Below are 22,293 nucleotides of genomic sequence, written 5' to 3'. Positions count from 1 at the left end.
TTGCGCCAAAAGGAGAAGGCCCATGCTCAGCGGAATACGGATCATTGAAGTTGAAGGTTTGGGGCCAGGTCCTTTTGCAGCCATGTTACTGGCCGATCTGGGGGCGGACGTCATCACGATCCACCGCAAGGGCCAGCCTGCCGGACCTGGTATGCCCGAGCAATCCGTCCTGGATCGCGGCAAACGCTCGATTGATCTGAATTTGAAGGATACAGCCGATCTGGACATCGCAAGACGCCTGATGGCCTCGGCCGACGCGCTGATCGAAGGGTTTCGCCCAGGTGTGATGGAAAAGCTGGGGCTTGGCCCCGACGCTTTTCAGGAAACCAACCCCAAACTGGTCTATGGTCGCATGACCGGATGGGGTCAGGACAGCCCGCTCTCCGCAACTGCCGGGCACGATCTGAACTATATCTCTCTGTCCGGGGCATTGTGGTACGCCTCGGCCGCGGGCCAGCCCCCGCAGACCCCTGCGACTCTGGTCGGGGATATTGGCGGCGGTGCCATGTATCTTGTCACCGGAATTCTAGCCGGGATTCTCAACGCGCAGCGGACCGGACAGGGCACCGTGGTTGATGCGGCCATCTATGACGGCTCAGCCCACATGATGAACCTGTTGATGAGCATGCGCCAATCCGGAAATCTGTCTGAGACGCGTGGTCACAGCCTGTTGGACGGCCCGCATTGGAGCCGCACCTACGCGTGTCTGGACGGGGGGTTCATGACCGTCCAGTGTCTTGAACCCAAGTTCTACGCCGAATTCCTGCAAAAACTGGGGCTCTCAGGCGATCCCGAATTCAAAAACCAATATGTTCCGGCACTTTGGCCCAAACTCACACAGCGACTCTCAGAAATTTTTGCCAGCAAACCCCGCGCCCACTGGGCCGATATGTTCCAGGGATCCGACGCCTGCGTCGCGCCCGTACTCGACCCGGTCGAGGCGCAAGCCCATCCCATGAACGCCGCGCGCCAAACCTGGATCGACCATGACGGCGCATTGCAGGCCGCGGCCGCACCCCGCTTTTCGACCGAGACATGGCAGCCCAAACCCAGCCCCCGCCGAGGCGAACACAGGCAGGACATTCTGGATCAGCTGTCTATCGACGCGCCTCCTGACCCCTCACCTGGCTAAAAATCTCCCTGGGTGAGTTGGCCAAAATCCAAGTGGGGCTGGCCCCTCTACGCGTCCCGCCACGACCGCACCGTGTCGATCATCAGCTGAACATTATCGGGATCGGCATCGGGTGTGATCCCGTGGCCCAGATTAAAGATATGCGGTCCTTTCGAGAACGCCTCGACGATCTGACGCGTCTCATCCACCAGCGCCTGTCCGCCGGTCACCATGTGTGACGAGGCCAGATTGCCCTGAACGCAGCCATCCACCTGCACATGCTCGACCGCCCAATCCGGCGACACAGAGTTGTCCAGCGCGACGCAATCCACGCCGGTGGTCTTGGCAAAACCTTTGTAACCATCACCTGCTTCGCGCGGGAAGCCGATCACCGGGATACCGGGATGGCGCTGCTTGATAGCCTGCGTGATCACACGGCAAGGCTCGACCGCGTATTTCTGAAACGCCTCGCCCTTCAGCGACCCGGCCCAGCTGTCGAAAATCTTCACCACCTCGGCCCCGGCCTCGATTTGGGCCGAAAGATATTCGATGGTGGCCAGCGTGATCCGCTCCAGTAGCGCTTCGAACAGGGCGGTGTTTTCCTCGCGCAGCGCATGAGCCGGTCCCTGATCTGGCGTGCCGCGACCGGCGATCATGTAGGTCGCAACGGTCCATGGCGCGCCTGCGAACCCGATAAGGGTGGTTTCGGATGGCAATTCTCGCGAAAGAATTCGGACAGTTTCGTACACCGGCGACAGGGTTTCATGGATATCCGATACCGGTTTCAGCGCATCAAAATCGGATTGCTGAGTGATCGTCGACAACCGCGGCCCCTCACCTGTGACAAACCACAGATCCGCACCCAGAGCTTGCGGCACCAACAGAATGTCAGCAAACAGAATAGCCGCGTCGAAACCATAGCGGCGGATCGGCTGTAACGTCACCTCGGCCGCCAACTCGGGGTTATAGCACAAAGACAGAAAATCCCCGGCCTGTGCCCGAGTCGCGCGATATTCGGGCAGATACCGCCCGGCCTGCCGCATCATCCAGATCGGCGGCACGTCCTGCACCTCACCCGCCAGCGCCCGCAGCAGTTTCTTTGTCTCGGCCATCTTTGTCCCCAATCGTCAGGTTTGTCGCAACGGGTCGTGCCTCAGTGGCAATTTGTCAAGCTCTGCCCCCATTGTCAGGGCAAAGTGACGCGACTAAAGCTGTGCCCATGACTTTGACCCTGCCAACCCCCGCATCACCGCTCAAGATCGGCACTCGTGGCTCACCGCTGGCGCTGGCACAAGCCTATGAAACCCGGCAACGGCTGGGCAAAGCCTTTGATCTGCCCGAAGACGCGTTCGAGATTGTGGTAATCAAGACCACTGGTGACAACCGCGCCATGATTGATGCGGACCGCCCACTGAAAGAGATTGGCAACAAGGGCCTGTTCACCAAGGAAATCGAAGAGGCGATGCTGCGCGGAGATATCGACATCGCGGTGCATTCCACCAAGGACATGCCGGTTGAACAGCCAAAAGGTCTGGTCCTGGACACGTTTCTGCCGCGCGAAGATGTGCGAGACGCCTTTATCTCACCCAGCCTGAGCTCGATTCGTGACCTCGCGCAGGGTGCAGTTGTGGGCACCTCATCGCTGCGGCGGCGGGCACAATTGTTGAACCGTCGCCCGGACCTGAATGTGGTCGAGTTCCGGGGCAATGTTCAAACGCGCCTCAAGAAGCTGGCAGATGGTGTAGCCGATTGCACGTTTCTTGCCATGGCGGGCATCCGGCGTCTGAATATGGAGGAGGTTCCCGCAACCGCCATCGCCGCCGAAGACATGCTGCCCGCCATTGCCCAGGGCACGATCGGCATCGAGCGCCGTATCGACGATTCCCGTGCGGCTGAAATGCTCGAGGCCATCCACCATGCTGAGACCGCGCAGCGCTTGGCAGCGGAACGCACATTGCTGGCCGCTTTGGACGGCTCTTGCGAAACGCCGATCGCGGGTTTGGCAGAAATAAAAGGTGATCAACTACGCCTGCGCGGTGAGGTTTTGCGCCCCGACGGATCCGAATCCATATCCGAGGACACCTCAGGGTCGGTCGCAGATGGCCCTGAAATAGGTCGCGCCATGGCAGAATCCTTGCTGAAACAGGCAGGCCCAGGCTTTTTTGATTGGAAAAAATAAAAAAGTTTATGGAAAGTGAACTACTTCACTGAAACAGCACCGTCGATGGCGCATAAAGTATTCATACCGGTTGTGAAGTCGGGTCGGTCTCGAAAAAGTCGAAAGTTTTTTTAGTCCGTTTTGTTTTAAGTGGTATTCGAGGGGGCGAGACCAGACCCTGAAATCCAACCAGTTAGGGCCGCTGTCAGAAATGACAGCGGCCCGCTTAATTTTATGGCCTTTTGGACCTCAGGCTGCGCTGATCGCCTGAACCGCTTTCTCGACGGCCATCCGCGTCTGATCCAGGTCTGCTTGGGTCACGGCCAAAGACGGATAGAGTTTGCCGGGGGCTTTGAAAATCCCATGTGCGCGCAGCGAATCGTTGTAGATGGCGTTACGGCGGGGGTCGTCATGTTTGGCGCTGCGGTAGTCACGACAGTCCGTATCGGTGAAATAGATGTCGAACAGGGTTTCGTCCCCGCAGATCTGATGCGGGATGCCGGCCCCGGTCAGCGCATCCATCTGCATCTGCTGAAGCTCGGCACCGATTTCACGCAGACGGTCATACATGCCATCGCGCCGCAAAACCTCCATCGTCTTCAAACCGGCAGCCGAAGCGACCGGATTGCCGGACAAGGTCCCCAACTGCATCAGCCAGCCTTCCTCGCCCACTTTCGCTTTGTCGAAATGCTGCATGATCTCGGCGCTTGCGCCCAGCGCCGCCAACGGGAAGCCGCCGCCGATGATTTTGCCCAAGGTGCAGATATCGGGCGTCACGCCATATTTCTCTTGCGCACCGCCATAGGCCAAACGGAATCCGGTGACGATTTCATCGAAAATCAACAGGACATTGTGTTTATCGCAGAGATCGCGCAATCCCTGAAGGTATCCGGGTGCCGGAGGGACAATTCGTTGCAACGGCTCAACCATGATCGCGGCAACGTCATCATGCTCGGCCAGTAGATTGGCCACCGCATCAAGATCATTGAAGGGCGCGATCAGCATCTGTTCGGCCACACTGTCGGGAATGCCCGCGCTGTCCGGGACAGCTTGGGGGAAGTTGACGTGGCGGCTGGGGGCCAGGCTCATCTGTGCCTCGGCGCTCATCCCATGATAGCCGCCTTCGAACTTCAGGATCTTGCTGCGGCCAGTATAGGCACGGGCCAGACGGATGGCATACATATCCGCCTCACCACCCGCAGCGACAAAGCGGACCTGCTCGCAACACGGCACCGCGTCAACAATCGCTTCGGCCAGTTCGATACCCCGCGCGTTGTTGGCAAAGAAGGTCATGCCCTTAGGCAGTTGTTCCAACACGGCTTCCATGACCTCGGGATGACCATGGCCCAGCAACATCGGACCCGAACCGATTAGGTAGTCCACATATTCATTGCCATCCTCATCCCAGACCCGGTTGCCTTCGCCGCGCGCGATGACGATACCGGGGTCGAAATTACCAAACCCACCGGCGGGCAGTACCTCATTCGCGCGGGCGATCCATTCGGTTTGGGTGTTGATTTTCAGCATCTCAAACGATCTCCAATACTGGTGGGCCAAGAACCTCTGGGTCCGGCACAACACCTAACCCCGGTCCTTCGGGCGGGGCAATCCGGCCGTTTTCACGGTTTGGTGCGTCGGGGCAAATGCGAGGCGCCACATAAGATGACAGGTCGCAGGTGTTCATCAGCGACCCGTGCGGGGTCGAGGCCGCAAAATGCAGCGATGCAGCGGTGACAATATCCGAGCCCCAGGTACATTCGGCGCAGATCTCGGCCCCGAAATGCACGGTCAGATCGCGCGCCCGGCGCATGGCCGACAACCCGCCGAACTTTGACAGTTTCAAAGCGACAGCATCCATGCAGCCCAGCTCATATGCGCGCCGCAGCGACGCCAGATCATGGGCGTTCTCGTCTATCTTCATAGGTAAGCCGGTGGCCCGTCGAACCGCGGCACAGTCCTCAAGTGTTTTGCAGGGCTGTTCCAGCATCACATCCAAGTGCGCCACCGCCCGGCCCGTTCTCGTGGCGTGCAGGCGTGATGCACCGCAATTCCAGTCGCCATAGACCAAAGGCCCCGGTCCCACGGCCTCACGCACTTTGGTCAAACGCTCGGCGTCGGCCTGCCAGTCGCCTTCGACCCCCAGCTTGACCTGAAACTGGCGAATGCCGGTCTGGAAAGCCGTCTTGGCGATCCGTGCCATGTCATCTGGCGCGATGCAAGTGATCGAGTGATACAGCGGCATGTCCTTCCGCGTCCGCCCACCCAGCAACGCATAGACCGGCTGGCCCGTTGCATGCCCGAACAAATCCCAAAGCGCGATGTCGACTATGGACTTGGCATAGCGATGTCCCTGCAGGAAACCTTCCAGCTTACGCATTGGCGCGTCCACCCCGTAAGGGGATATGCCCAAGATCTCGGGACCCATCTCAGCAATCGCGCTTGGCACTCCGCCCGCAAAAGCTGGCAGGTAATGCGGGATCGGACAGACCTCGCCCCAACCTTGTGGGCCCGTATCCGTCTCAAGGCTCAGGATATGAGAGATCACGGTCGCACAGGTCTTACCCTCGGCCATATGATAGGTCTCGTGGCTGGTAAGGTCGACGGACCAAAGCGTTATCTTGGTGATCTTCACTGGTAGACCCCGACAGGATCGCCCAACGCATTCTCGTCAGGTTGCACGCCAAGTCCCGGCGTTTCCGGCAAGTGCAGGTGGCCGTCGATATTGCGGGGGCCTCGCCCGCCAGCAACATCGACGGTGATCATGTCCTGGCACGCCCAGACGGCGTGGCAATTTTCATCCGGAATTGTCGCCGCCAGATGCAGCGCCTCGGTATCGGCCAGAACCGAACCACCGGTGGCCATCACGAACATGTCGATTCCATGCGCCAACGCGATGTCCCGCATCCGCGCCGCCTTAGTCAGGCCGCCGACGCGGTTCAGTTTTATTCCGAACACCTCAGCCAACCCTTCGTGGGCAATGCGGGCGGCATCTTGCAGGGTCACAAGACTTTCATCCACTGAAACGGGTGAGGCGTGGCGGCCCGAGATCGCGGCGATATCGTCCAGCGACTCGCAGGGTTGTTCAAACATCACATTCAGGTCCTCACAGGCGCTCATCACCCGCAGGGCTTGCTGCCGCGTCCAGCCACGGTTGACGTCATAAAGGACGATCTCACCGGGGCGTCGGATGCTTTCCACGTCACGGACGCGCGCAATGTCGCGTTCTACATCTCCACCGATTTTGACCGAATGCGCAACGTAGCCGCGGCTGCGATAGCGCTCCATCACTTCACGCGTTTCTTCGACGGTCTTCGCACCGACCGACGAGGCAATCGGGCGCGGCGTGCGAGACCCGCCGCCCATCAGATCGGCGATCGGCAGGCCCGCCGCCTGACCCGCAATATCCCAGCAAGCCATATCAATGGGGCTTTTGGCATAAAGATGGCCAGGAAGAGCGATATCCATCGCCCGTTCGACGTCCAGCACCCGTCGCGGATCAAGGCCCAGAATGAACGGTGCCATCGTTTCAATCCCCGCGCGAATACCCGGACCGTGGGCTGGAACATATGTGTGGCCCCACGGGGTACCCTCGCCCCAACCGGTCAGACCTGAATCGGTTTCGATCTTTACAATCGTTGCATCCAGCACTTCGAACTTCAGCCGGCCACCAGACAACCAGTAGGGATGCTCAAGCGGTAGGTCGACATGGTAGACTGAAAGACGAGTGATTTTCATTTCAGTTCCACTTCAACAAAGGTCATCGGCGCGGACGCGGCATTGATCACGTTGTGTTCGACACCCTCGTCGCGACGATAAGTTACTCCTGCAGCAACCGTTACTTCATTGACCGATCCATCGGGCAGTTCCAGCCGCATATGGCAATCGGTTATGGCGGTGATGACGTAGTCCATTGCGTGGCGATGCCATCCCGTTTCGGCCCCTGGTGCAAAGTCAAATCGCGTCACACGCACGCGGGCGTCATCAATCATCTGAGTGGCTTCGGCTTGCGGTCTCATAGACGGAACTCCTCAATCGGGATACTGGGCCATTTCGCAACACAGGCATGCCCACATTGGGATGGCCAGATAGGTATCGGAATGGTTTTCATGCCGCATCCATTTGTGGCAAGTCGTTCAATCCTTGTCCTCGCCACAGAACGAAAGCCAGAATTGGCTCGTCGGTTGTTGTCATGGCGTGGCTTTGCCAGCTGCAGTGATGTCGTGTCTGATTGAGGCCGACGTAAGTCTCGTCTTCTTCGACGCGGAACATCGCCCCACCGCCTACGATCAGATAGAGTTCTTCGGCCTGATGGCTGTGCCAATCATAATTCAGGCCCGCCCCCCAGTAGGCGACGTAGCCCCGCATTTGGGTCGAATGGAAATGCCCGGTCGGACCGAATAGCTCGTAATAGCCATAGCGACTAAGGAAATCGGCGCCGACCTCTTCCTCCGTATAGGTGTGTTTCCACTGCGCCAGATGTGCGGTTGCCCTGATCGCGTCTGAAAGGGATCGCGTTGCGTGCCCGGTCGCGAAGTCAGTTTGCTGAATCAGTTCGACGGCAGGGATTTGGTTTGGCTCCTGATCCGTTGGCGTCAGGTCATCAGGCCAGGCTCCGAATTCTGAAAGCTCAGGATGTGATTGATGCATCTGTCGGGCAGCTTCGAGAACGTCGTCCATCGTCATGGGATCACCACGATGTTGCCGGTGTGCTGCTTGGCAATGAAAGCGGCTTGCGCCTCGCGCAACTCTTCCAGGGGAAATGTCGCGGCTAGGGCGGGCTTAATCTCACCAGCCTCGATATACTGAACGATGTTATGCATCACCTGGGGGTCAATCACGGTAGAGCCGGTGAAGGTCAGGTCACGCAGGTAGAATGTGCGCAGGTCAAATTCGACCATGGGCCCGGCAATCGCGCCCGAGCATGTATAGCGCCCCCCACGTTCCAGAATGTCGATCAGTTTGGGCCAGTAGGGGCCACCAACCACATCGGCTACAACGGTGACCTTTTCATCGCCAAGTGCCGCGCGCAGATTTTCCGGGGCACGAGACAAGATTTTGTCGGCACCCAGTTCGGCAACGTCTGCGTGTTTGGCATCCGACGCCATCGCGATCACCCGTGCACCCCGGCGTTTGGCCAGTTGAACCAAGGCACCGCCCACCCCGCCCGAGGCTCCGGGCACCAGAACCGTGTCGGCGTCGGTGACGTTGGCGCGGGTCAGCATGCCCTCGGCGGTCGAATAGGAACACGAGAACGTGGCCAGTTCGGCATCCGACAGGTCGGACCGGATCGGCACCGCGTTAACCGCCAGGGTCGTGGCGTATTCAGCGAACCCACCGTCCCGTTCCGAGCCAAAATAGCCGGTTTTGTCCTTATTGCCCGGATCAGACGGGTCGCGCAGCCATCCATCGGTGATGACGCGTTGACCGATCAGCCCGGGGTCGACGCCTTTTCCCACGGCGACGACTTCCCCGCAGATATCAGCCCCTTGGATCCGGGGAAAAGTGATGGGCGCGCCGCCCCAGGTAGGATCCTCGTCACTGACTTCCTCGAACGCGTCGCCTGTCGTCGCATCGGTCACGGTTTTTGAGTACCAGCCGGATCGCGTGTTGACGTCGGTATTGTTAAGCCCGCAGGCTGCGACCTTGATCAACACCTCGCCGGCCGCGGGATCCGGGCGCGGCCAGTCTTTGTGCAGCACCATTTGCTCCAAGCCGCCATGGCCCATCGTGACCATGGCCTTCATTTTGTCAGGCAAGCTCATTATGCAGTCTCCAAAATAGCGTCGGTGCGGGGCAGCAGGCTTTGCGGATCATAGGCTGGTTCGCCCAGAACATAGGCCGCGCGGGGTTGGCCATGAATCACGACCTGTAACTCGGTGCCAGGGGCAGCAGCCTCGGGTTTGATGTACGCAAAGGCCAGGATCTTGCCGACCGTGTGCCCATAGACGACCGAGGCTGTTGAACCCACGACACGACTATCCAGCATCACCGCTTCTCCACCGTGGCCATCAATTTCACCATCCGGCTCAATTTTGAGATAGGCACACACCCACGGCAAGTCAGTTTTCAGGGTTTTGTCTTTGCCCAGATACTCTTTGTCCGTACGCGCAAAGCGCAGCACATCAGCCTCGGCCAAGGTGACCTCGTTGGTCAGCTCGCCCGCGCCCTTGAACCCCTTCTCCATCCGCATCACATTCATGGCAAAGCTGCCATAGTCGGTGATGCCATGCGCCTCACCCGCGGCCCAAAGCGCGTTGTAGACGTCAAGACAGGCGGCATTGGGCATGTGAAGTTCCCATCCCAGCTCACCTGCATAGGACATGCGGAAGGCCCAGACCTTGTGGCCTGCGATGGTGATCTCCTGCGCGGACAGCCAGCGGAAACCAGCGTTGGTCAGATTGGCATCGGAGCAGCGGGACAGTACGTCGCGTGACCGGGGACCGTTCAGCGACAAGGCCGACCAGTCGGTGGACAGCGCGGTAGTCTGTACATCCTCACCGGCACGCTCGTGTGCCAGATGATCCAGTAGGCGCTGTTCAAAGAAGGCCGCACAGACCAAGTAGAAGCGGTCCTCGGCCTTGCGGACAATCGTCGTTTCCAATTCGATCCGCCCGCGTCGGTTCAACATATGGGTCAGCGTGATCGAGCCCACCTTTTGCGGCATCCGATTGGCGGTCAACCGGTCCAGCAGGGCGTGGGCGTCTGGGCCCGAAACCTCGACCTTGGTGAAAGCGGTGACATCCATGATGCCGACCCGTTCGCGCACCGCATTGACTTCAGCCGCAACCATGTCGTCTGCCGGTGTGCGGCGGAAGGAGTAGTGATCGTGCTGCTCAACCCCATCCCGCGCGAACCAGCGGGGGCGTTCGAACCCATAGACCTCTTCATGCACCGCGCCTTTGGAGTTCAGCAGCTCATACAGCGGCGACGGCTTGATCGGACGCCCTTCCAAACGGTTTAAATGCGGGAAAGGGATCTCGTGGCGCAGGCAGTAGTCTTCCTCAGCCTTGATCACCTGCCAATCCTTGTTCGCATAGCTTCCGAACCTGCGTGGATCGAACTCACGCATCGAGATATCGGCCGCGCCATGCACCATCCAGCGTGCCAACTCGCGGGTCAGACCCGGCCCCCAGCCGATGCCGATCTGCGTCCCACAACAGCACCAATAGTTCCGCACACCTGGCGCCGGCCCGATCAGAGGGTTGCCATCGGGCGGATGCGAAATCGCCCCATGCACATCGCGCTGAATGCCCAACTCGGCAAAGATCGGCATGCGGTTCAGGCTTTCTTCAAGCCACGGCATCACCCGGTCGTAATCGGCATCGAACAGCCAGTTCTCGTATTCCCAGGGGCAATGATCATGCCAGACCGAGTTCGGGTTCTCTTTCTCGTATATCCCGATCAGGCCGCGCTGCTGCTCCATCCGGATATAGCCCGAGACCTTGCGGTCATCGCGAATCACCGGCAGTTCCTTGTCCAGATTCTGGAATTCGGGCACCGGTTCCGTTACAAAATAGTGGTGCGTCATCGAAGTCATGGGCAGTTGCAGTCCCGACCACTCACCCATCTGACGGGCATAAGTGCCGCCAGCGTTCACCACGTGCTCGCAGGTAATGGCGCCCTGCTCGGTTTCGACCACCCACTCGCCGTTTTCGGCCTGGGTGATGTTGGTCGCACGGCAGCTGCGGAAGATGCTTACACCCTTTTGCCGCGCTCCAGTTGCCATTGCCATGGTGACGTTGGTCGGGTCCACATGCCCGTCATCAGGCGTGTGCAGTGCACCCAACACGCCTTCGAGATTGTAGAACGGGTGCAGTTCGGCCACCTTTTCAGGTCCGACCAGCTCAATGTTGAACCCCAGCGACCGGCCCACCGACAGGGTGTGGCGCAGCCAGTCCATTTCATCCTCGGTATAGGCCAGACGGAACGATCCGCAGCCATGCCACGTCACCGGCTGGCCGGTTTCGGCCTCCAGCTGGCCAGAATACAAACTGATGTTGTAGTCGACGCATTTACCCAACCCAAAACTGGACGTCGAATGCGTGATCTGCCCAGCGGCGTGCCAGGTGCTGCCGCTGGTCAGCTCGGCCTTTTCAAGCAGGATGGTGTCGTCGCCCCATCCTTCATGCGCCAGATGATAGGCCAGACCGACTCCCATGACACCTCCGCCCACGATCACCACGCGGGCATGCGGCGGCAGATTCTTCTCGGACATGATTTTTCCTCTTCCCGAGTCGCGTTTCTGCTCGACAGGCTAATTCCACAAATGTACCATCGTCAATCATGAATGACACAAATGTATCATCAACTGTTCTGGATCGCTTGTCCGAAGAATGGGACGCTCTGACGCCCGAGGCGCAGAAGGCCGCGCGTTACGTGCTGGAAAACCCGACGGACGTTGGGGTTTCTACTGTGCGCGAGATTGCCGAGGCCGCCAGAGTAAAACCGAACACCTTCGTGCGGATGGCCCAGCAGGTGGGGTTCGAAGGCTACGAAGATTTCCGCGCCCCGTTCCGGGATGCGATCCGGCAGGGCCGTGTGTCATTTCCTGATCGCGCCCGCTGGTTGCAGGACATCGGCAAGTCAGGGGAACTGGGCGGCCTATATGCCGATATGATCGGCGCCGCGATCCGCAATATCGAAGAAACCTTTGCCGGGATTGACGCCGCTAATCTTAAGTCCGCAGCCGAGGATATCTGGAATTGTCGCCAGATTTTCACACTTGGTGTGGGCGTCAACAATTCGAACGCACGCAATTTCACCTATCTGGCTTCAACCGGCATGAAACAGTTCCACGCTATCCCGCGTCCCGGCTCTACTCCGGTGGATGATCTGGCATGGGCTGACCAGCAGGACGTACTGATCGCCATCACCTGCCATCCCTACCGCACCGAAGTGATCGACGCGATCAAACTGGCGCGCCAACAGGGAATGACCGTCATCGGCATTTCAGACAGCCCGGCCAGCCCGGTGATCCTGAACGCACAACACGGTTTTGTCGTTGCCGCCGACACACCACAGTTCTTTCCGTCCTCGGTTTCGACCATCGCCTTGCTGGAAACGCTGCTGTCCTTTGTGATTGCCGTTTCCAGCGATGAGATCGTCGAGCGGGTAGAACGATTTCACCAACGCCGCCACCAGCTTGGCCTCTACGCGGAGGAACCCGAATGAACGCACCTCTGACGCATTCACTGGACGCCCGGTATTACACTGACCCAGCGATCTTCGAGCAAGAGATGCAGGGATTACTGGCCCGAACGTGGCAATTTGCAGGTCACGTCGCCCAGGTGCGCGAGACAGGGGATTACTTCGCCTTCGAGATTGCTGGACAGAACCTTTTTTGCATTCGCGGCCGCGACGGGGAAATCCGAACATTCTACAATGTGTGTCAGCACCGCGCGCATGAAATGGTGACGGGCGCAGGCAACACTCGAGTCGTGGTCTGCCCCTATCATGCCTGGACTTATGAGCTGTCCGGTCAATTGCGCGCCGGGCCGAACATCAAATCTGTACCCGGCTTTGACCGCAGCGCCATCTGCTTGACCTCGGTTCGGACCGAGGTGTTCAACGGATTCATCTTCGTCAATCTCGACGATGACGCCGCGCCGATGGATGAATGGTACCCCGGCGTGCGCGAGGAAATCCGCGCCTTTGTCCCTCATATTGACGATCTGGAACCGCTGGAATGGGTCGAAATCCCGGAAAACTGCAATTGGAAAGTCAGTATCGAGAATTACTCGGAGTGTTATCACTGCCCGACCAACCACCCGACCTTTGCCGAAGGAGTGGTCAAACCTGAGACCTATGACATCCAACCCGATGCAGGCGGCGGTTACGTGCTGCGTCATACGACCGAATGCCAAAGCCTCGACAAGATGACCTACCCGATCGACCTTTCGGTGCCGCATGCCGGCGACTACCAGTCATGGTTCCTGTGGCCGATGTTCTCGTTCCAGTGCTACCCGGGCAATGTGCTCAACACCTATCACTGGCGCGCCATTGATGCCGATCACTGCACCGTCTGGCGCGGCTGGTACACCGAGGGCGGCTCGGAAAGTGCGGTGATCCGGCAACTGGCTGTACAGGACCGTGAAACCACAGTCGAGGAAGACATCCATCTGGTTGAAAGCGTCCATCGCGGCCTGAAATCCCGCGGCTACCGCCCCGGTCCGCTGGTGCTGGACCCGGGTTGTGGTGTGATGTCGGAACACTCGATTGCCCGTTTGCAGCAATGGATGCGCGAGGCGGTGGACTAGTGATGAGGTGACCCGCCCATGCTGATGCCTGAAGACTGGCGCCCCGAACACAAGCTGTTTCCCTATCAGGTCGGCTTTACCAGCCCGCCCTTCGACTTTGACGCGGCGCCGTCGGATTTTCTGCGCATGTGCCCTGAAACGGTCGGTGTGCATGGCTGGATGCTGCACGTCCCGAACTACGTGCACGGGTTGAACCAGCGGAAACAGAACTTTGGCATGCTCGAGGATTTCGTCCATTGTATGTCCCGCAACGGCGTCGATGTTTGCGGGCAGGTCGGTTCGAACTGGGTCCACGCCTGTGGGTTAGGCGTCGAAGGGGTCCGGCAGCATTGCGCGGATCTGTCGGACAAGTACGGCACACAGTTCCACATGGCCGGTTACGCCATGGTCGAAGCGCTGCGCGAGATGAATGTTGAAAAGGTCGCCCTGAACGCGGCCTACCACTGGCCTGAATGGTGGCGGGGCACCGTCGGATTTCTAAAAGAAGCCGGGTTCGACGTGCTGTATGCCGGTAATTTCCACGATCAGGGATGGTTCAGCAGCCAGGAGGAGGTCAATTCCTACCGCTGGGTTTTTGACGGTGATATCGCGATGAAAAGCTTCGAATACGTGGCCGAGCAGGCCCCGCAGGCCGATGCGATCCTGATCAACGGCATGTGCAATTTCCGCACGGGGCCGAATGGCCTGCCACAGCGCCCCTTGCATCTGGCGGATACGCTTGAGGCCGCGCTTGGCAAACCGGTGATCGGCCACGACATCGCGCTGTACTGGCGCATCTTCAAATCCCTCAACCTCGCGCCGGAAACACCCCGCGGGCAACTTCTGGGGCGGCTATAAACTTCACTTCAAAGGATCATCGACATGAACAAAGTCCTCGCGCTCTGGGCGGTGCCCCGCTCTACGTCCACTGCTTTTGAATGGATGATGCGACAGCGCGGAGATCTGGATTGTCTGCACGAACCCTTTGGCGAAGCGTGGTATCAGGGTGAAGACCCGCTGTGGCACAGGTTCCAGCCGGAGGACGTGACGACACCGGGCCTGACACTGGACACGGTTTGGGCCGACATTCAGGCGCGCGCGCAGAAGAGGTCTGTCTTCATCAAGGATTTCCCGCATTACATCAATCACATGTGGGACGCCGAGTTCCTGTCGAATTTCAACCACGCCTTCCTGATCCGCGATCCGGCAAAAACGATAACCTCAATGTACAAACAATGGCCCGACTTCGCCGAAGGTGAGGTCGGCTTTCCAGAACAGCGGGCCCTGTTCGATCTGGTTACAGCCCTGAACGGCACGCCCCCACCTGTTATCGACAGTGATGACCTGCTGGAAAACCCGCACGCCATGACCGAACGCTTTTGCGAAGCGGTCGGCATCCCGTTTCTGGAAGACGCGTTGAGTTGGGAACCCGGTGGCGACCCATCCGCGCACTCTTGGTGGGATGGCGGGTCGTTCCACGCCAATCTGGCCAATTCGACGGGGTTGGCTCCGCAGCCCCGCAAACATATCTCGATCTCGGACGCGCCGGATCGGGTCAAACAGGTGTACCGCCGGATGAAACCCCACTACGACCATCTGTACAAACATCGGCTGACTGGCTGATAAACCGGAGAGAAAACATGGCAGACATTTTTGACGAGGACCTGTTTCTGAAAGGCCTTGAACAGCGCAAGAACACGCTGGGCGCGGAATACGTGGAAAAGAACCTGGCGGCGGCAGATGACTTTACCCGTCCGTTCCAAGAGGCGATGACCGCTTGGTGCTGGGGATTTGGCTGGGGCGATGACGTGATCGACGCCAAGACGCGGTCGATGATGAACCTGTCCATGATCGGCGCGCTTGGGAAGATGCATGAATGGGAAATTCACTGCAAAGGCGCGATCAACAACGGCGTCTCGCCCGAGGAAATCCGAGCCATCATCCACGTGATTGGCATCTACTGTGGTGTCCCACAAGCGCTGGAGTGTTTCCGCGTTGCCCGCAAGGTACTGGGCCACACCTGACCCGGTGACCGTCTTATCCAAAAAAAAGCGGCCGCTGGGGCCGCTTTTATTCATGCCTTGTGCGTCGTGCTTATTCGAGTGACACCCACAGCACTTTCGCATCTTCCTCACTGGTTGAAATGCACCCGTGCCCCATCCCGCTGTCATAATAAAGCGAGTCACCAGCCTTCATCGGCAGGGGGCGATAATGCTCTGATACAAAGATCAGCTCGCCGCTGATGACATACATGAACTCTTCACCCGTATGCCGGATCCAGTTTTCGAACTCCGACAGGTCGCGGGCTTTGATTGTCGCGATATAGGGCAGCATCCTCTTACTGGTCAGCTCGGGACACAGCAATTCATGTAAATAGGTCGGCGTGCTTTTTATCTCGCCTTCACCTTTCGGGGTAAAGTCGCGCCTTCCCGAAATCCCCGATTGCCCGGACTGCAGAAACAGCTGAGGGGTGCTCATATCCAGCGCCTGTGTCAGCCTGCGCACGATGTCGAAACTTGGCCGCGTCTGGTTGTTCTCGATCTTCGACAGCGTGGACCGACCGATTCCCGCCGCGCGTCCAGCTTCCTCCAAAGTCCAGCCTTTTGCACGTCGTGCATCGCGTATGGAACGCCCCAGAACCTCACCTTCGTCCTGATCTTCCGGTGAGGAAACATCACCGCGAGTCTCGTCGCCCATAAAAATCTCCCTGTTTTATCAGAGGTTACAGATTTCCCTCAAACCACACAACTTCACAAATGTGAGATATATGTTGCTTTATCTGCACGATTTCCACTATAGGAAACAAAATTTCGTACTGAGGATTCGGTGCCTGAGGAGGAAACCATGTTCAAAACGTCGCTTACCGAAGCTGATCCGGTTGTCGCAGCGTCAATTGCGCGAGAAGGCAAACGTCAGGCTGAACAGATCGAATTGATCGCGTCCGAGAATATTGTCTCGCAAGCTGTGATCGACGCGCAGGGGTCAGTCCTGACCAACAAATACGCCGAAGGATACCCTGGCCGTCGCTACTATGGCGGCTGCGAATTTGTAGACGAAGTTGAATCCGAGGCCATCGATCGTCTGAAACAACTGTTCGGCTGCGAATACGCCAACGTACAGCCGCATTCGGGCGCGCAGGCAAACGGCGCTGTTAAATTGGCCCTGCTCAGCCCCGGCGACACGATCCTGGGCATGTCACTGGATGCAGGTGGCCACCTGACGCACGGCGCCAAACCAGCACAATCCGGCAAGTGGTTCCGCCCGGTTCAGTACGGGCTGACCGATGCCGGTCTGATTGACTATGATCAGGTTGCAGAGCTGGCCAAGGCCGAAAAGCCGCAACTGATCATCGCGGGCGCATCCGCCTATTCGCAAAAGATCGATTTTGCCCGCTTCCGCGCCATTGCGGATGAGGTCGGCGCTTGGCTGCTGGCGGACATGGCCCATATCGCCGGTCTGGTCGCAACCGGGCTGCACCCCTCGCCTATCGGCCACGCGCATGTGGTTACCTCGACCACACACAAAACCCTGCGCGGTCCGCGCGGCGGGATCATTCTGACGAATGACGAGGCGCTGGCGAAAAAGATGAATTCGGCCGTATTCCCCGGCCTTCAGGGCGGCCCCCTGATGCATGTGATTGCCGGTAAGGCTGTCGCGTTTGGCGAGGCGCTAAAGCCCGAATTCAAGGACTACATGCAAAGCGTTGTGGATAGCGCATCGGCGCTGGCAAACGTCATGATGGCGCGTGGATGTGACATCGTTTCGGGCGGCACGGAAAACCACCTGATGCTGGTCGATTTGCGCCCGCTGGGCGTGACCGGCAAAGACGCAGAAGCCGCGCTGGAGCGTGCCGGTTTCACCTGCAACAAGAACAGCGTGCCGGGCGATCCGCAAAAACCTACCGTGACCAGCGGTATCCGGCTGGGTACCGCAGCAGGCTGCAGCCGCGGGTTTGGACCGGAAGAGTTCAAACAGATCGGTCACCTGATCGGCGACGTGCTCGAGGCCTTAGCCCAGTCCCCTGAGGGCGACGCGAAGATCGAAGCCGAAACCCGCGAAAAAGTCCGCGCACTCTGCGCCAGCCACCCGATCTACTGAAAGACCGTTAAATGAGTATCTACGACCTAATCGTCATCGGGGGCGGACCCGGCGGATATGTTGCAGCAATCCGCGCAGCACAGCTGGGCATGAAAGTTGCCTGTGTCGAAGGCCGCGGTTCGCTTGGCGGAACCTGTCTGAATGTGGGGTGCATACCCTCCAAAGCGTTGCTGACCTCCTCGGCCAAATATGCCGAGCTTGCACATCTCTCCTCCCATGGCATTGCTGTCGAGGGGGCCAGCATCGACCTGAGCTCGATGATGGGTCGCAAGGACAAGATCGTAGGCGACCTGACCAAGGGCATTGCGTTCCTGTTCAAGAAAAACGGCGTCGATCTGATCGAAGGCTGGGCCAGTATCCCCTCTGACGGGCAGGTCAAAGTTGGCGACGATGTTTATGAAGCCAAAAACATCCTGATCGCCACCGGTTCCGAGCCAACCCCGCTAAACGGGATCGAGATTGACGAGCAGGATATCCTAAGCTCGACCGGAGCGATCGCGCTGGATGCTGTTCCCGAACATCTGGTGGTCGTCGGTGCTGGCGTGATCGGTCTGGAACTTGGACAGGTCTGGTCCCGGTTGGGCGCGAAGGTCACAGTTGTTGAATATCTTGACCGCATTCTGCCCGGAATCGACGGCGAGATAGCAAAACTCGCACAGCGCGCCCTGTCAAAGCGTGGACTGAAGTTTCAGCTGGGACGCGCACTGAAAACTATCGACAAAACCAACGTTGGGCTGACGCTGACATTGGACCGGGTCGGCAAAGACAAGGAAGAGGTGATCGAAGCCGACAAGGTTCTGATCGCCGTCGGACGCCGCCCCGTATCGCGCGGGCTTGGGTTGGAAGATCTGGGGATAGCCCTCGACCCGCGCGGCTTCATTCAAGTGGACACGTCGTTCCGCACCTCGGTTCCCGGCATCTATGCGATCGGCGATTGTGTCCCCGGCCCGATGCTTGCCCACAAGGCCGAAGAAGACGGCGTCGCCTGTGTCGAGATGCTGGCAGGTGAAGCCGGTCATGTGGATTACAACACCGTTCCGGGCGTTGTGTATACTGACCCCGAAGTCGCCTCGGTCGGTTTGACCGAGGAAGCACTGAAAGAGGCTGGCACCGAATATTCGGTTGGCAAGTTTGCCTTCATGGCCAACTCACGTGCGCGCTCGACCGGTGAGACGGACGGTGCCGTCAAAGTACTGGCCGACCCAAATGGCAATATCCTGGGCGCGCATATCTGCGGCGCGCATGGCGGTGACCTGATCGCCGAGCTGGTTCTGGCCATGACCAAGGGCGCAACCGTCGCTGAAGTCGCCTCAACCTGTCATGCGCATCCGGCAATGGGCGAGGCCGTCAAGGAAGCCTGCCTCGACGCCATGGGCCGAGCAATCCACGCCTGAGAGGGAACAGCCAGATGACCATCCAGCTTCGCACCCGCCACCCGGAAAAGGCCAAGAAGGCCGACAGTGTCATCCCGCGAAAGCCGAAGTGGATTCGCAAGAAAAAGATCGACGGGCCCGAATATTACGAGACCCGTCGCCTGATGCGCGACCACAATCTGGCAACGGTCTGCGAAGAGGCCGCCTGCCCCAATATTGGCGAATGCTGGTCCAAGCGCCACGCCACCATGATGATCATGGGCGAGGTCTGCACGCGCGGCTGTTCCTTCTGCAACGTTTCCACCGGTCGCCCAGATGCGCTGGACGTGTTTGAACCGGGCCGCGTCGCGGCAGCTGTGAAGAAGCTGGCCTTGCGCCATGTGGTCATTACATCCGTCGACCGCGACGATCTGGCGGATGGCGGAGCCGAACATATCGCCCAGACAATCCGCGCTGTCCGTCATCAAAACCCCGAAACCACGGTCGAGGTTTTGACCCCCGACTTTCTGGGCAAAGGCACTGCTGCAGATGTGGTGTTCGATGCTGCCCCGGATGTGTTCAACCACAATCTGGAAACCGTCCCGCACCTGTATCCGACGGTGCGCCCCGGCGCGCGCTACTACTCATCTCTGCGCCTATTGGACGATGCGAAACGCGCCAACCCCGAGATTTTCACTAAATCCGGCCTGATGGTTGGGCTGGGCGAAAGCCTGAACGACGTTCGACAGGTGATGGACGACCTGCGCGCCGCACAGGTCGATTTTCTGACCGTGGGTCAGTACCTGCAGCCGACACCAAAACACCACCCGATTGACCGGTTCTGGTCACCGGAGGAGTTCGCCCAACTGGAACAGATCGCAAGGTCCAAGGGCTTTTTGCATGTGTCGGCGACGCCGCTGACACGTTCCTCGTTCCACGCCGACGAAGATTTTGCCGCCCTCAAGCAGGCCCGCCAGCGGGCCATCGCCAACGGGGCATAAACCAAACGCAAATGGGAGGGAAACCATGGAAGCGTTAAATTCAATCGTAGGAGCCATCAATGGCGTCGTATGGGGGCCGCTGATGCTGGTCCTCATCCTTGGCGTCGGCTTCTTCCTGCAGGTCGGGCTGAAATTCATGCCGATCCTGAAAATCGGCACCGGCTTCAAGCTGCTGTTTGCTGGCCGCGAAGGCCAAGGTGATGGTCAGATCAGCCCGTTCAACGCGCTGATGACGTCGCTGTCGGCAACCATTGGTACCGGCAACATCGCCGGTGTGGCCACCGCTGTCTTCCTGGGCGGTCCGGGCGCTTTGTTCTGGATGTGGATGACCGCCCTGGTGGGCATGGCCACCAAATATGCCGAAGCCGTTCTCGCGGTTAAATACCGTGAAAAAGACGAGCTGGGCAATTTTGTCGGCGGCCCGATGTACTACATCAAAAACGGCCTCGGCGCGAAGTGGGCATGGCTGGGCGTTGCATTTGCCCTGTTCGGCGCAGTTGCAGCCTTTGGCATCGGAAACGGCGTGCAGGCCAACGGCGTGGCGCAGGTTCTGGAATCGAACTTCGGCGTGAACACTTCGGTCACCGGCGTTGTTCTGATGGTCCTGACCGCAGCCGTTATTCTGGGCGGCATCACCCGCATCGGTGCGGTTGCTGGTAAACTGGTTCCGGCCATGGCAATCGCTTACATTGTCGCTGGTCTTCTGGTTCTGATCATCAACATTGGCGAGATCGGCAACGCGCTGTCACTGGTCTTCACCTACGCCTTCACGCCGTCCGCCGCCGAAGGTGGCTTTGCAGGTGCAGCCGTTTGGGCCGCCATCCGTTTTGGTGTGGCACGTGGTGTGTTCTCGAACGAAGCCGGTCTGGGTTCGGCTCCGATTGCTCACGCGGCAGCCGAGACCAAAGGTCCGGTCAACCAGGGCCTGATCGCGATGCTGGGTACGTTCATCGACACCATCATCGTGTGCTCGATCACCGGTCTGGCGATCATCTCCACAGGTGCATGGACCTCCGGTGAATCCGGTGCGGCCTTGACCTCGCTGGCATTCGCCACGTCGCTGCCGGGTGGCGGTGCTCTGATCGCAATCGCTCTGTCGATCTTCGCCTTCACAACCATCCTCGGCTGGTCGTTCTACGGCGAAAAATGCGTCGAGTTCCTTCTGGGTGTTAAATCCCTGATGCCGTACCGCGTTCTGTGGATTGTCGCGATCTACTTCGGCGCAACTGCGGATCTGGGCTTTGTCTGGCTGCTGGCGGATACGCTGAACGCCATGATGGCCATTCCGAACCTGATCGCCCTGGCCCTGCTGAGCCCGATCGTCTTCAAACTGACGAAAGAGTTCTTTGCCTCGGGCGGCAAATCCGAAGAGCCAGGCGGCACGCCTGCCGAATAATCCGGCCCTGAAGAATACGGGGGGCCATTCCGGCCCCCCGCCTTTGAAATAGAATTCCATATCTCGAGGAGAGACGTGATGGCCACGAAAATCCTGCTGCCTATTGACCACACCGACGACCGCTCGTGGAAACTGGCCCTGCCGGTCGCACTGGAACAGGCGAAGTTCTACGGTGCCGAACTGCATGCGGTTGCCGTCATCCCCGAGATCATCCAATTGCCGAACCTGCCTGCCAACTACGGCGCTGGTGCCAAAGACCACGTGCGCAATGCGGTTCAGGCCATACTGGATCACGGCAACGCCTCTGACGTGCAAGTGCATGTCGAAGAAGGCAGCGTCTACCGCGAAATCCTGAAGCTGGCCTACAAGGACGGCTTTGATCTGATCGTCATGGCGTCAACCAAAGGCGATTTCCCGAATTATGAGATTGGCCCAAACCTGGCCCGTGTCGTGCGCAACGCGCATTGCACCGTCATGGTCGTTCGTGACCAGTCTCGCTGATCGAAAGGCTACAGATATGACCGAATTAAAACGCACCCCCTTGTATGACTTGCATGTTGAGTTGGGAGGTAAGTTGGTTGATTTTGCTGGTTGGGAGATGCCTGTTCAGTATCCTTTGGGGATTATGGGGGAGCATAAGCAGTGTCGTGAGAAGGCGGCGTTGTTTGATGTGTCTCATATGGGTCAGGTGATCCTGCGCGGTGAGAATGTGGGTGAGAAGCTGGAAGCTTTGTGCCCGCAGGCCTACGCGACCCTGAAGCCGGGCAAGGCGCGGTACGGGTTCTTTACCAACGCGGATGGCGGGATCATGGACGATTTGATCGTGTCGAATGCGGGGGATTACTATTTCGTGGTGGTGAATGCGGCGCTGCGCCATCAGGACATTCCGCATATGCGAGACAATCTGGACGGCGTCGAAGTGACCGAGATCTTCGACCGCGC

General features: G+C 58.9%; 22 protein-coding genes. 13 read left to right on the top strand and 9 right to left on the bottom strand.

Annotated elements, in window-relative coordinates; translation table 11 throughout:
- Window positions 1-22 precede the first annotated feature (22 nt).
- The gene (locus tag AC2FFH_RS12440; protein ID WP_496779040.1) at window positions 23-1,132 is read left to right on the top strand and encodes a CaiB/BaiF CoA transferase family protein; all 1,110 of its coding nucleotides are present in this window, start codon (window positions 23-25) and stop codon (window positions 1,130-1,132) included.
- Window positions 1,133-1,179: 47 nt separating this feature from the next.
- On the opposite strand, the gene hemE is transcribed toward AC2FFH_RS12440, so the two are convergent.
- The gene (hemE, locus tag AC2FFH_RS12435; protein ID WP_496844508.1) at window positions 1,180-2,223 is read right to left on the bottom strand and encodes a uroporphyrinogen decarboxylase; all 1,044 of its coding nucleotides are present in this window, start codon (window positions 2,221-2,223) and stop codon (window positions 1,180-1,182) included.
- Window positions 2,224-2,330: 107 nt separating this feature from the next.
- Between hemE and hemC the strand changes: the two genes are divergently transcribed.
- Complete coding sequence (gene hemC / locus AC2FFH_RS12430; protein WP_496767714.1) at window positions 2,331-3,290, top strand: hydroxymethylbilane synthase; 960 nt, start codon at window positions 2,331-2,333, stop codon at window positions 3,288-3,290.
- A gap of 228 nt (window positions 3,291-3,518) precedes the next feature.
- On the opposite strand, the gene AC2FFH_RS12425 is transcribed toward hemC, so the two are convergent.
- The 7 genes from AC2FFH_RS12425 to AC2FFH_RS12395 form a co-directional block, all read right to left on the bottom strand.
- The gene (locus AC2FFH_RS12425) at window positions 3,519-4,796 is read right to left on the bottom strand and encodes an aspartate aminotransferase family protein (RefSeq protein ID WP_496844507.1); all 1,278 of its coding nucleotides are present in this window, start codon (window positions 4,794-4,796) and stop codon (window positions 3,519-3,521) included.
- Window position 4,797: 1 nt separating this feature from the next.
- Complete coding sequence (locus AC2FFH_RS12420) at window positions 4,798-5,901, bottom strand: mandelate racemase/muconate lactonizing enzyme family protein (RefSeq protein ID WP_496844506.1); 1,104 nt, start codon at window positions 5,899-5,901, stop codon at window positions 4,798-4,800.
- On the bottom strand, window positions 5,898-7,004 hold the full coding sequence (locus AC2FFH_RS12415) for a mandelate racemase/muconate lactonizing enzyme family protein (RefSeq protein WP_496844505.1): 1,107 nt from the start codon (window positions 7,002-7,004) through the stop codon (window positions 5,898-5,900). The genes AC2FFH_RS12420 and AC2FFH_RS12415 overlap by 4 nt, the downstream gene beginning before the upstream one ends.
- On the bottom strand, window positions 7,001-7,285 hold the full coding sequence (locus tag AC2FFH_RS12410) for a cupin domain-containing protein (protein WP_496844504.1): 285 nt from the start codon (window positions 7,283-7,285) through the stop codon (window positions 7,001-7,003). Before AC2FFH_RS12410 ends, AC2FFH_RS12415 begins: the two co-directional genes overlap by 4 nt.
- 88 nt (window positions 7,286-7,373) lie before the next feature.
- Complete coding sequence (locus AC2FFH_RS12405) at window positions 7,374-7,952, bottom strand: dimethylsulfonioproprionate lyase family protein (RefSeq protein ID WP_496844503.1); 579 nt, start codon at window positions 7,950-7,952, stop codon at window positions 7,374-7,376.
- On the bottom strand, window positions 7,949-9,031 hold the full coding sequence (locus tag AC2FFH_RS12400) for an alcohol dehydrogenase family protein (protein ID WP_496844502.1): 1,083 nt from the start codon (window positions 9,029-9,031) through the stop codon (window positions 7,949-7,951). Before AC2FFH_RS12400 ends, AC2FFH_RS12405 begins: the two co-directional genes overlap by 4 nt.
- A complete protein-coding gene (locus tag AC2FFH_RS12395) occupies window positions 9,031-11,484 on the bottom strand; it encodes an FAD-dependent oxidoreductase (RefSeq protein WP_496844501.1) in 2,454 nt (817 codons plus the stop codon). Before AC2FFH_RS12395 ends, AC2FFH_RS12400 begins: the two co-directional genes overlap by 1 nt.
- A 68-nt stretch (window positions 11,485-11,552) precedes the next feature.
- On the opposite strand from AC2FFH_RS12395, the gene AC2FFH_RS12390 reads away from it, so the two are divergent.
- The 5 genes from AC2FFH_RS12390 to AC2FFH_RS12370 are packed head-to-tail and all read left to right on the top strand — an operon-like array spanning window position 11,553 to window position 15,528.
- Window positions 11,553-12,440 (top strand): MurR/RpiR family transcriptional regulator, encoded by an 888-nt coding sequence (locus tag AC2FFH_RS12390; RefSeq protein ID WP_496844500.1) that lies wholly within the window; start codon window positions 11,553-11,555, stop codon window positions 12,438-12,440.
- Entirely contained in the window at window positions 12,437-13,525 is a 1,089-nt protein-coding gene (locus AC2FFH_RS12385; RefSeq protein WP_496844499.1) for an aromatic ring-hydroxylating oxygenase subunit alpha, read from the top strand. The genes AC2FFH_RS12390 and AC2FFH_RS12385 overlap by 4 nt, the downstream gene beginning before the upstream one ends.
- Before the next feature lie 18 nt (window positions 13,526-13,543).
- On the top strand, window positions 13,544-14,362 hold the full coding sequence (locus AC2FFH_RS12380) for a hypothetical protein (RefSeq protein WP_496727257.1): 819 nt from the start codon (window positions 13,544-13,546) through the stop codon (window positions 14,360-14,362).
- 24 nt (window positions 14,363-14,386) lie between these two features.
- Complete coding sequence (locus AC2FFH_RS12375) at window positions 14,387-15,127, top strand: sulfotransferase-like domain-containing protein (RefSeq protein ID WP_496779054.1); 741 nt, start codon at window positions 14,387-14,389, stop codon at window positions 15,125-15,127.
- A gap of 17 nt (window positions 15,128-15,144) precedes the next feature.
- Complete coding sequence (locus AC2FFH_RS12370; protein WP_058273646.1) at window positions 15,145-15,528, top strand: carboxymuconolactone decarboxylase family protein; 384 nt, start codon at window positions 15,145-15,147, stop codon at window positions 15,526-15,528.
- A 70-nt stretch (window positions 15,529-15,598) separates the two neighbouring features.
- Here the strand turns inward: AC2FFH_RS12370 and AC2FFH_RS12365 are convergent, their stop codons facing one another.
- Window positions 15,599-16,201, bottom strand: coding sequence for a helix-turn-helix domain-containing protein (locus AC2FFH_RS12365; protein WP_058273647.1), 603 nt, complete (start codon window positions 16,199-16,201; stop codon window positions 15,599-15,601).
- 147 nt (window positions 16,202-16,348) lie between these two features.
- On the opposite strand from AC2FFH_RS12365, the gene glyA reads away from it, so the two are divergent.
- From glyA to AC2FFH_RS12335, 6 genes are all read left to right on the top strand, one after another.
- Window positions 16,349-17,602 carry a serine hydroxymethyltransferase gene (gene glyA / locus AC2FFH_RS12360; RefSeq protein ID WP_496779056.1) on the top strand — a complete coding sequence of 418 codons (1,254 nt, stop codon included), beginning with the start codon at window positions 16,349-16,351 and terminating at the stop codon, window positions 17,600-17,602.
- Window positions 17,603-17,613: 11 nt separating this feature from the next.
- On the top strand, window positions 17,614-18,996 hold the full coding sequence (gene lpdA, locus AC2FFH_RS12355) for a dihydrolipoyl dehydrogenase (protein WP_496779058.1): 1,383 nt from the start codon (window positions 17,614-17,616) through the stop codon (window positions 18,994-18,996).
- Window positions 18,997-19,010: 14 nt separating this feature from the next.
- Window positions 19,011-19,955 (top strand): lipoyl synthase, encoded by a 945-nt coding sequence (gene lipA / locus AC2FFH_RS12350; RefSeq protein WP_496767747.1) that lies wholly within the window; start codon window positions 19,011-19,013, stop codon window positions 19,953-19,955.
- 25 nt (window positions 19,956-19,980) lie between these two features.
- Complete coding sequence (locus AC2FFH_RS12345; RefSeq protein ID WP_108860658.1) at window positions 19,981-21,351, top strand: alanine/glycine:cation symporter family protein; 1,371 nt, start codon at window positions 19,981-19,983, stop codon at window positions 21,349-21,351.
- A gap of 78 nt (window positions 21,352-21,429) precedes the next feature.
- Complete coding sequence (locus AC2FFH_RS12340) at window positions 21,430-21,852, top strand: universal stress protein (RefSeq protein WP_058273652.1); 423 nt, start codon at window positions 21,430-21,432, stop codon at window positions 21,850-21,852.
- Window positions 21,853-21,868: 16 nt separating this feature from the next.
- The coding region (locus AC2FFH_RS12335) for an aminomethyltransferase family protein (protein ID WP_496844498.1) at window positions 21,869-22,293 on the top strand (425 nt) is incomplete at its 3' end.

The organism is Ruegeria sp. YTSC003 (assembly GCF_059609785.1).
The sequence above is the reverse complement of the archived record's forward strand: the minus strand, read 5'-3'. Positions and strand labels throughout refer to the sequence as shown.

What these genes read in the sequence shown, in the direction of transcription:
- AC2FFH_RS12440 (WP_496779040.1), top strand. Translation starts at nt 23, where the DNA reads ATGCTCAGCGGAATACGGATCATTGAAGTTGAAGGTTTGGGGCCAGGT.
- hemE (WP_496844508.1), bottom strand. Translation starts at nt 2,223, where the DNA reads ATGGCCGAGACAAAGAAACTGCTGCGGGCGCTGGCGGGTGAGGTGCAG.
- hemC (WP_496767714.1), top strand. Translation starts at nt 2,331, where the DNA reads ATGACTTTGACCCTGCCAACCCCCGCATCACCGCTCAAGATCGGCACT.
- AC2FFH_RS12425 (WP_496844507.1), bottom strand. Translation starts at nt 4,796, where the DNA reads ATGCTGAAAATCAACACCCAAACCGAATGGATCGCCCGCGCGAATGAG.
- AC2FFH_RS12415 (WP_496844505.1), bottom strand. Translation starts at nt 7,004, where the DNA reads ATGAAAATCACTCGTCTTTCAGTCTACCATGTCGACCTACCGCTTGAG.
- AC2FFH_RS12410 (WP_496844504.1), bottom strand. Translation starts at nt 7,285, where the DNA reads ATGAGACCGCAAGCCGAAGCCACTCAGATGATTGATGACGCCCGCGTG.
- AC2FFH_RS12405 (WP_496844503.1), bottom strand. Translation starts at nt 7,952, where the DNA reads ATGACGATGGACGACGTTCTCGAAGCTGCCCGACAGATGCATCAATCA.
- AC2FFH_RS12400 (WP_496844502.1), bottom strand. Translation starts at nt 9,031, where the DNA reads ATGAGCTTGCCTGACAAAATGAAGGCCATGGTCACGATGGGCCATGGC.
- AC2FFH_RS12395 (WP_496844501.1), bottom strand. Translation starts at nt 11,484, where the DNA reads ATGTCCGAGAAGAATCTGCCGCCGCATGCCCGCGTGGTGATCGTGGGC.
- AC2FFH_RS12390 (WP_496844500.1), top strand. Translation starts at nt 11,553, where the DNA reads ATGAATGACACAAATGTATCATCAACTGTTCTGGATCGCTTGTCCGAA.
- AC2FFH_RS12385 (WP_496844499.1), top strand. Translation starts at nt 12,437, where the DNA reads ATGAACGCACCTCTGACGCATTCACTGGACGCCCGGTATTACACTGAC.
- AC2FFH_RS12380 (WP_496727257.1), top strand. Translation starts at nt 13,544, where the DNA reads ATGCTGATGCCTGAAGACTGGCGCCCCGAACACAAGCTGTTTCCCTAT.
- AC2FFH_RS12375 (WP_496779054.1), top strand. Translation starts at nt 14,387, where the DNA reads ATGAACAAAGTCCTCGCGCTCTGGGCGGTGCCCCGCTCTACGTCCACT.
- AC2FFH_RS12370 (WP_058273646.1), top strand. Translation starts at nt 15,145, where the DNA reads ATGGCAGACATTTTTGACGAGGACCTGTTTCTGAAAGGCCTTGAACAG.
- AC2FFH_RS12365 (WP_058273647.1), bottom strand. Translation starts at nt 16,201, where the DNA reads ATGGGCGACGAGACTCGCGGTGATGTTTCCTCACCGGAAGATCAGGAC.
- glyA (WP_496779056.1), top strand. Translation starts at nt 16,349, where the DNA reads ATGTTCAAAACGTCGCTTACCGAAGCTGATCCGGTTGTCGCAGCGTCA.
- lpdA (WP_496779058.1), top strand. Translation starts at nt 17,614, where the DNA reads ATGAGTATCTACGACCTAATCGTCATCGGGGGCGGACCCGGCGGATAT.
- lipA (WP_496767747.1), top strand. Translation starts at nt 19,011, where the DNA reads ATGACCATCCAGCTTCGCACCCGCCACCCGGAAAAGGCCAAGAAGGCC.
- AC2FFH_RS12345 (WP_108860658.1), top strand. Translation starts at nt 19,981, where the DNA reads ATGGAAGCGTTAAATTCAATCGTAGGAGCCATCAATGGCGTCGTATGG.
- AC2FFH_RS12340 (WP_058273652.1), top strand. Translation starts at nt 21,430, where the DNA reads ATGGCCACGAAAATCCTGCTGCCTATTGACCACACCGACGACCGCTCG.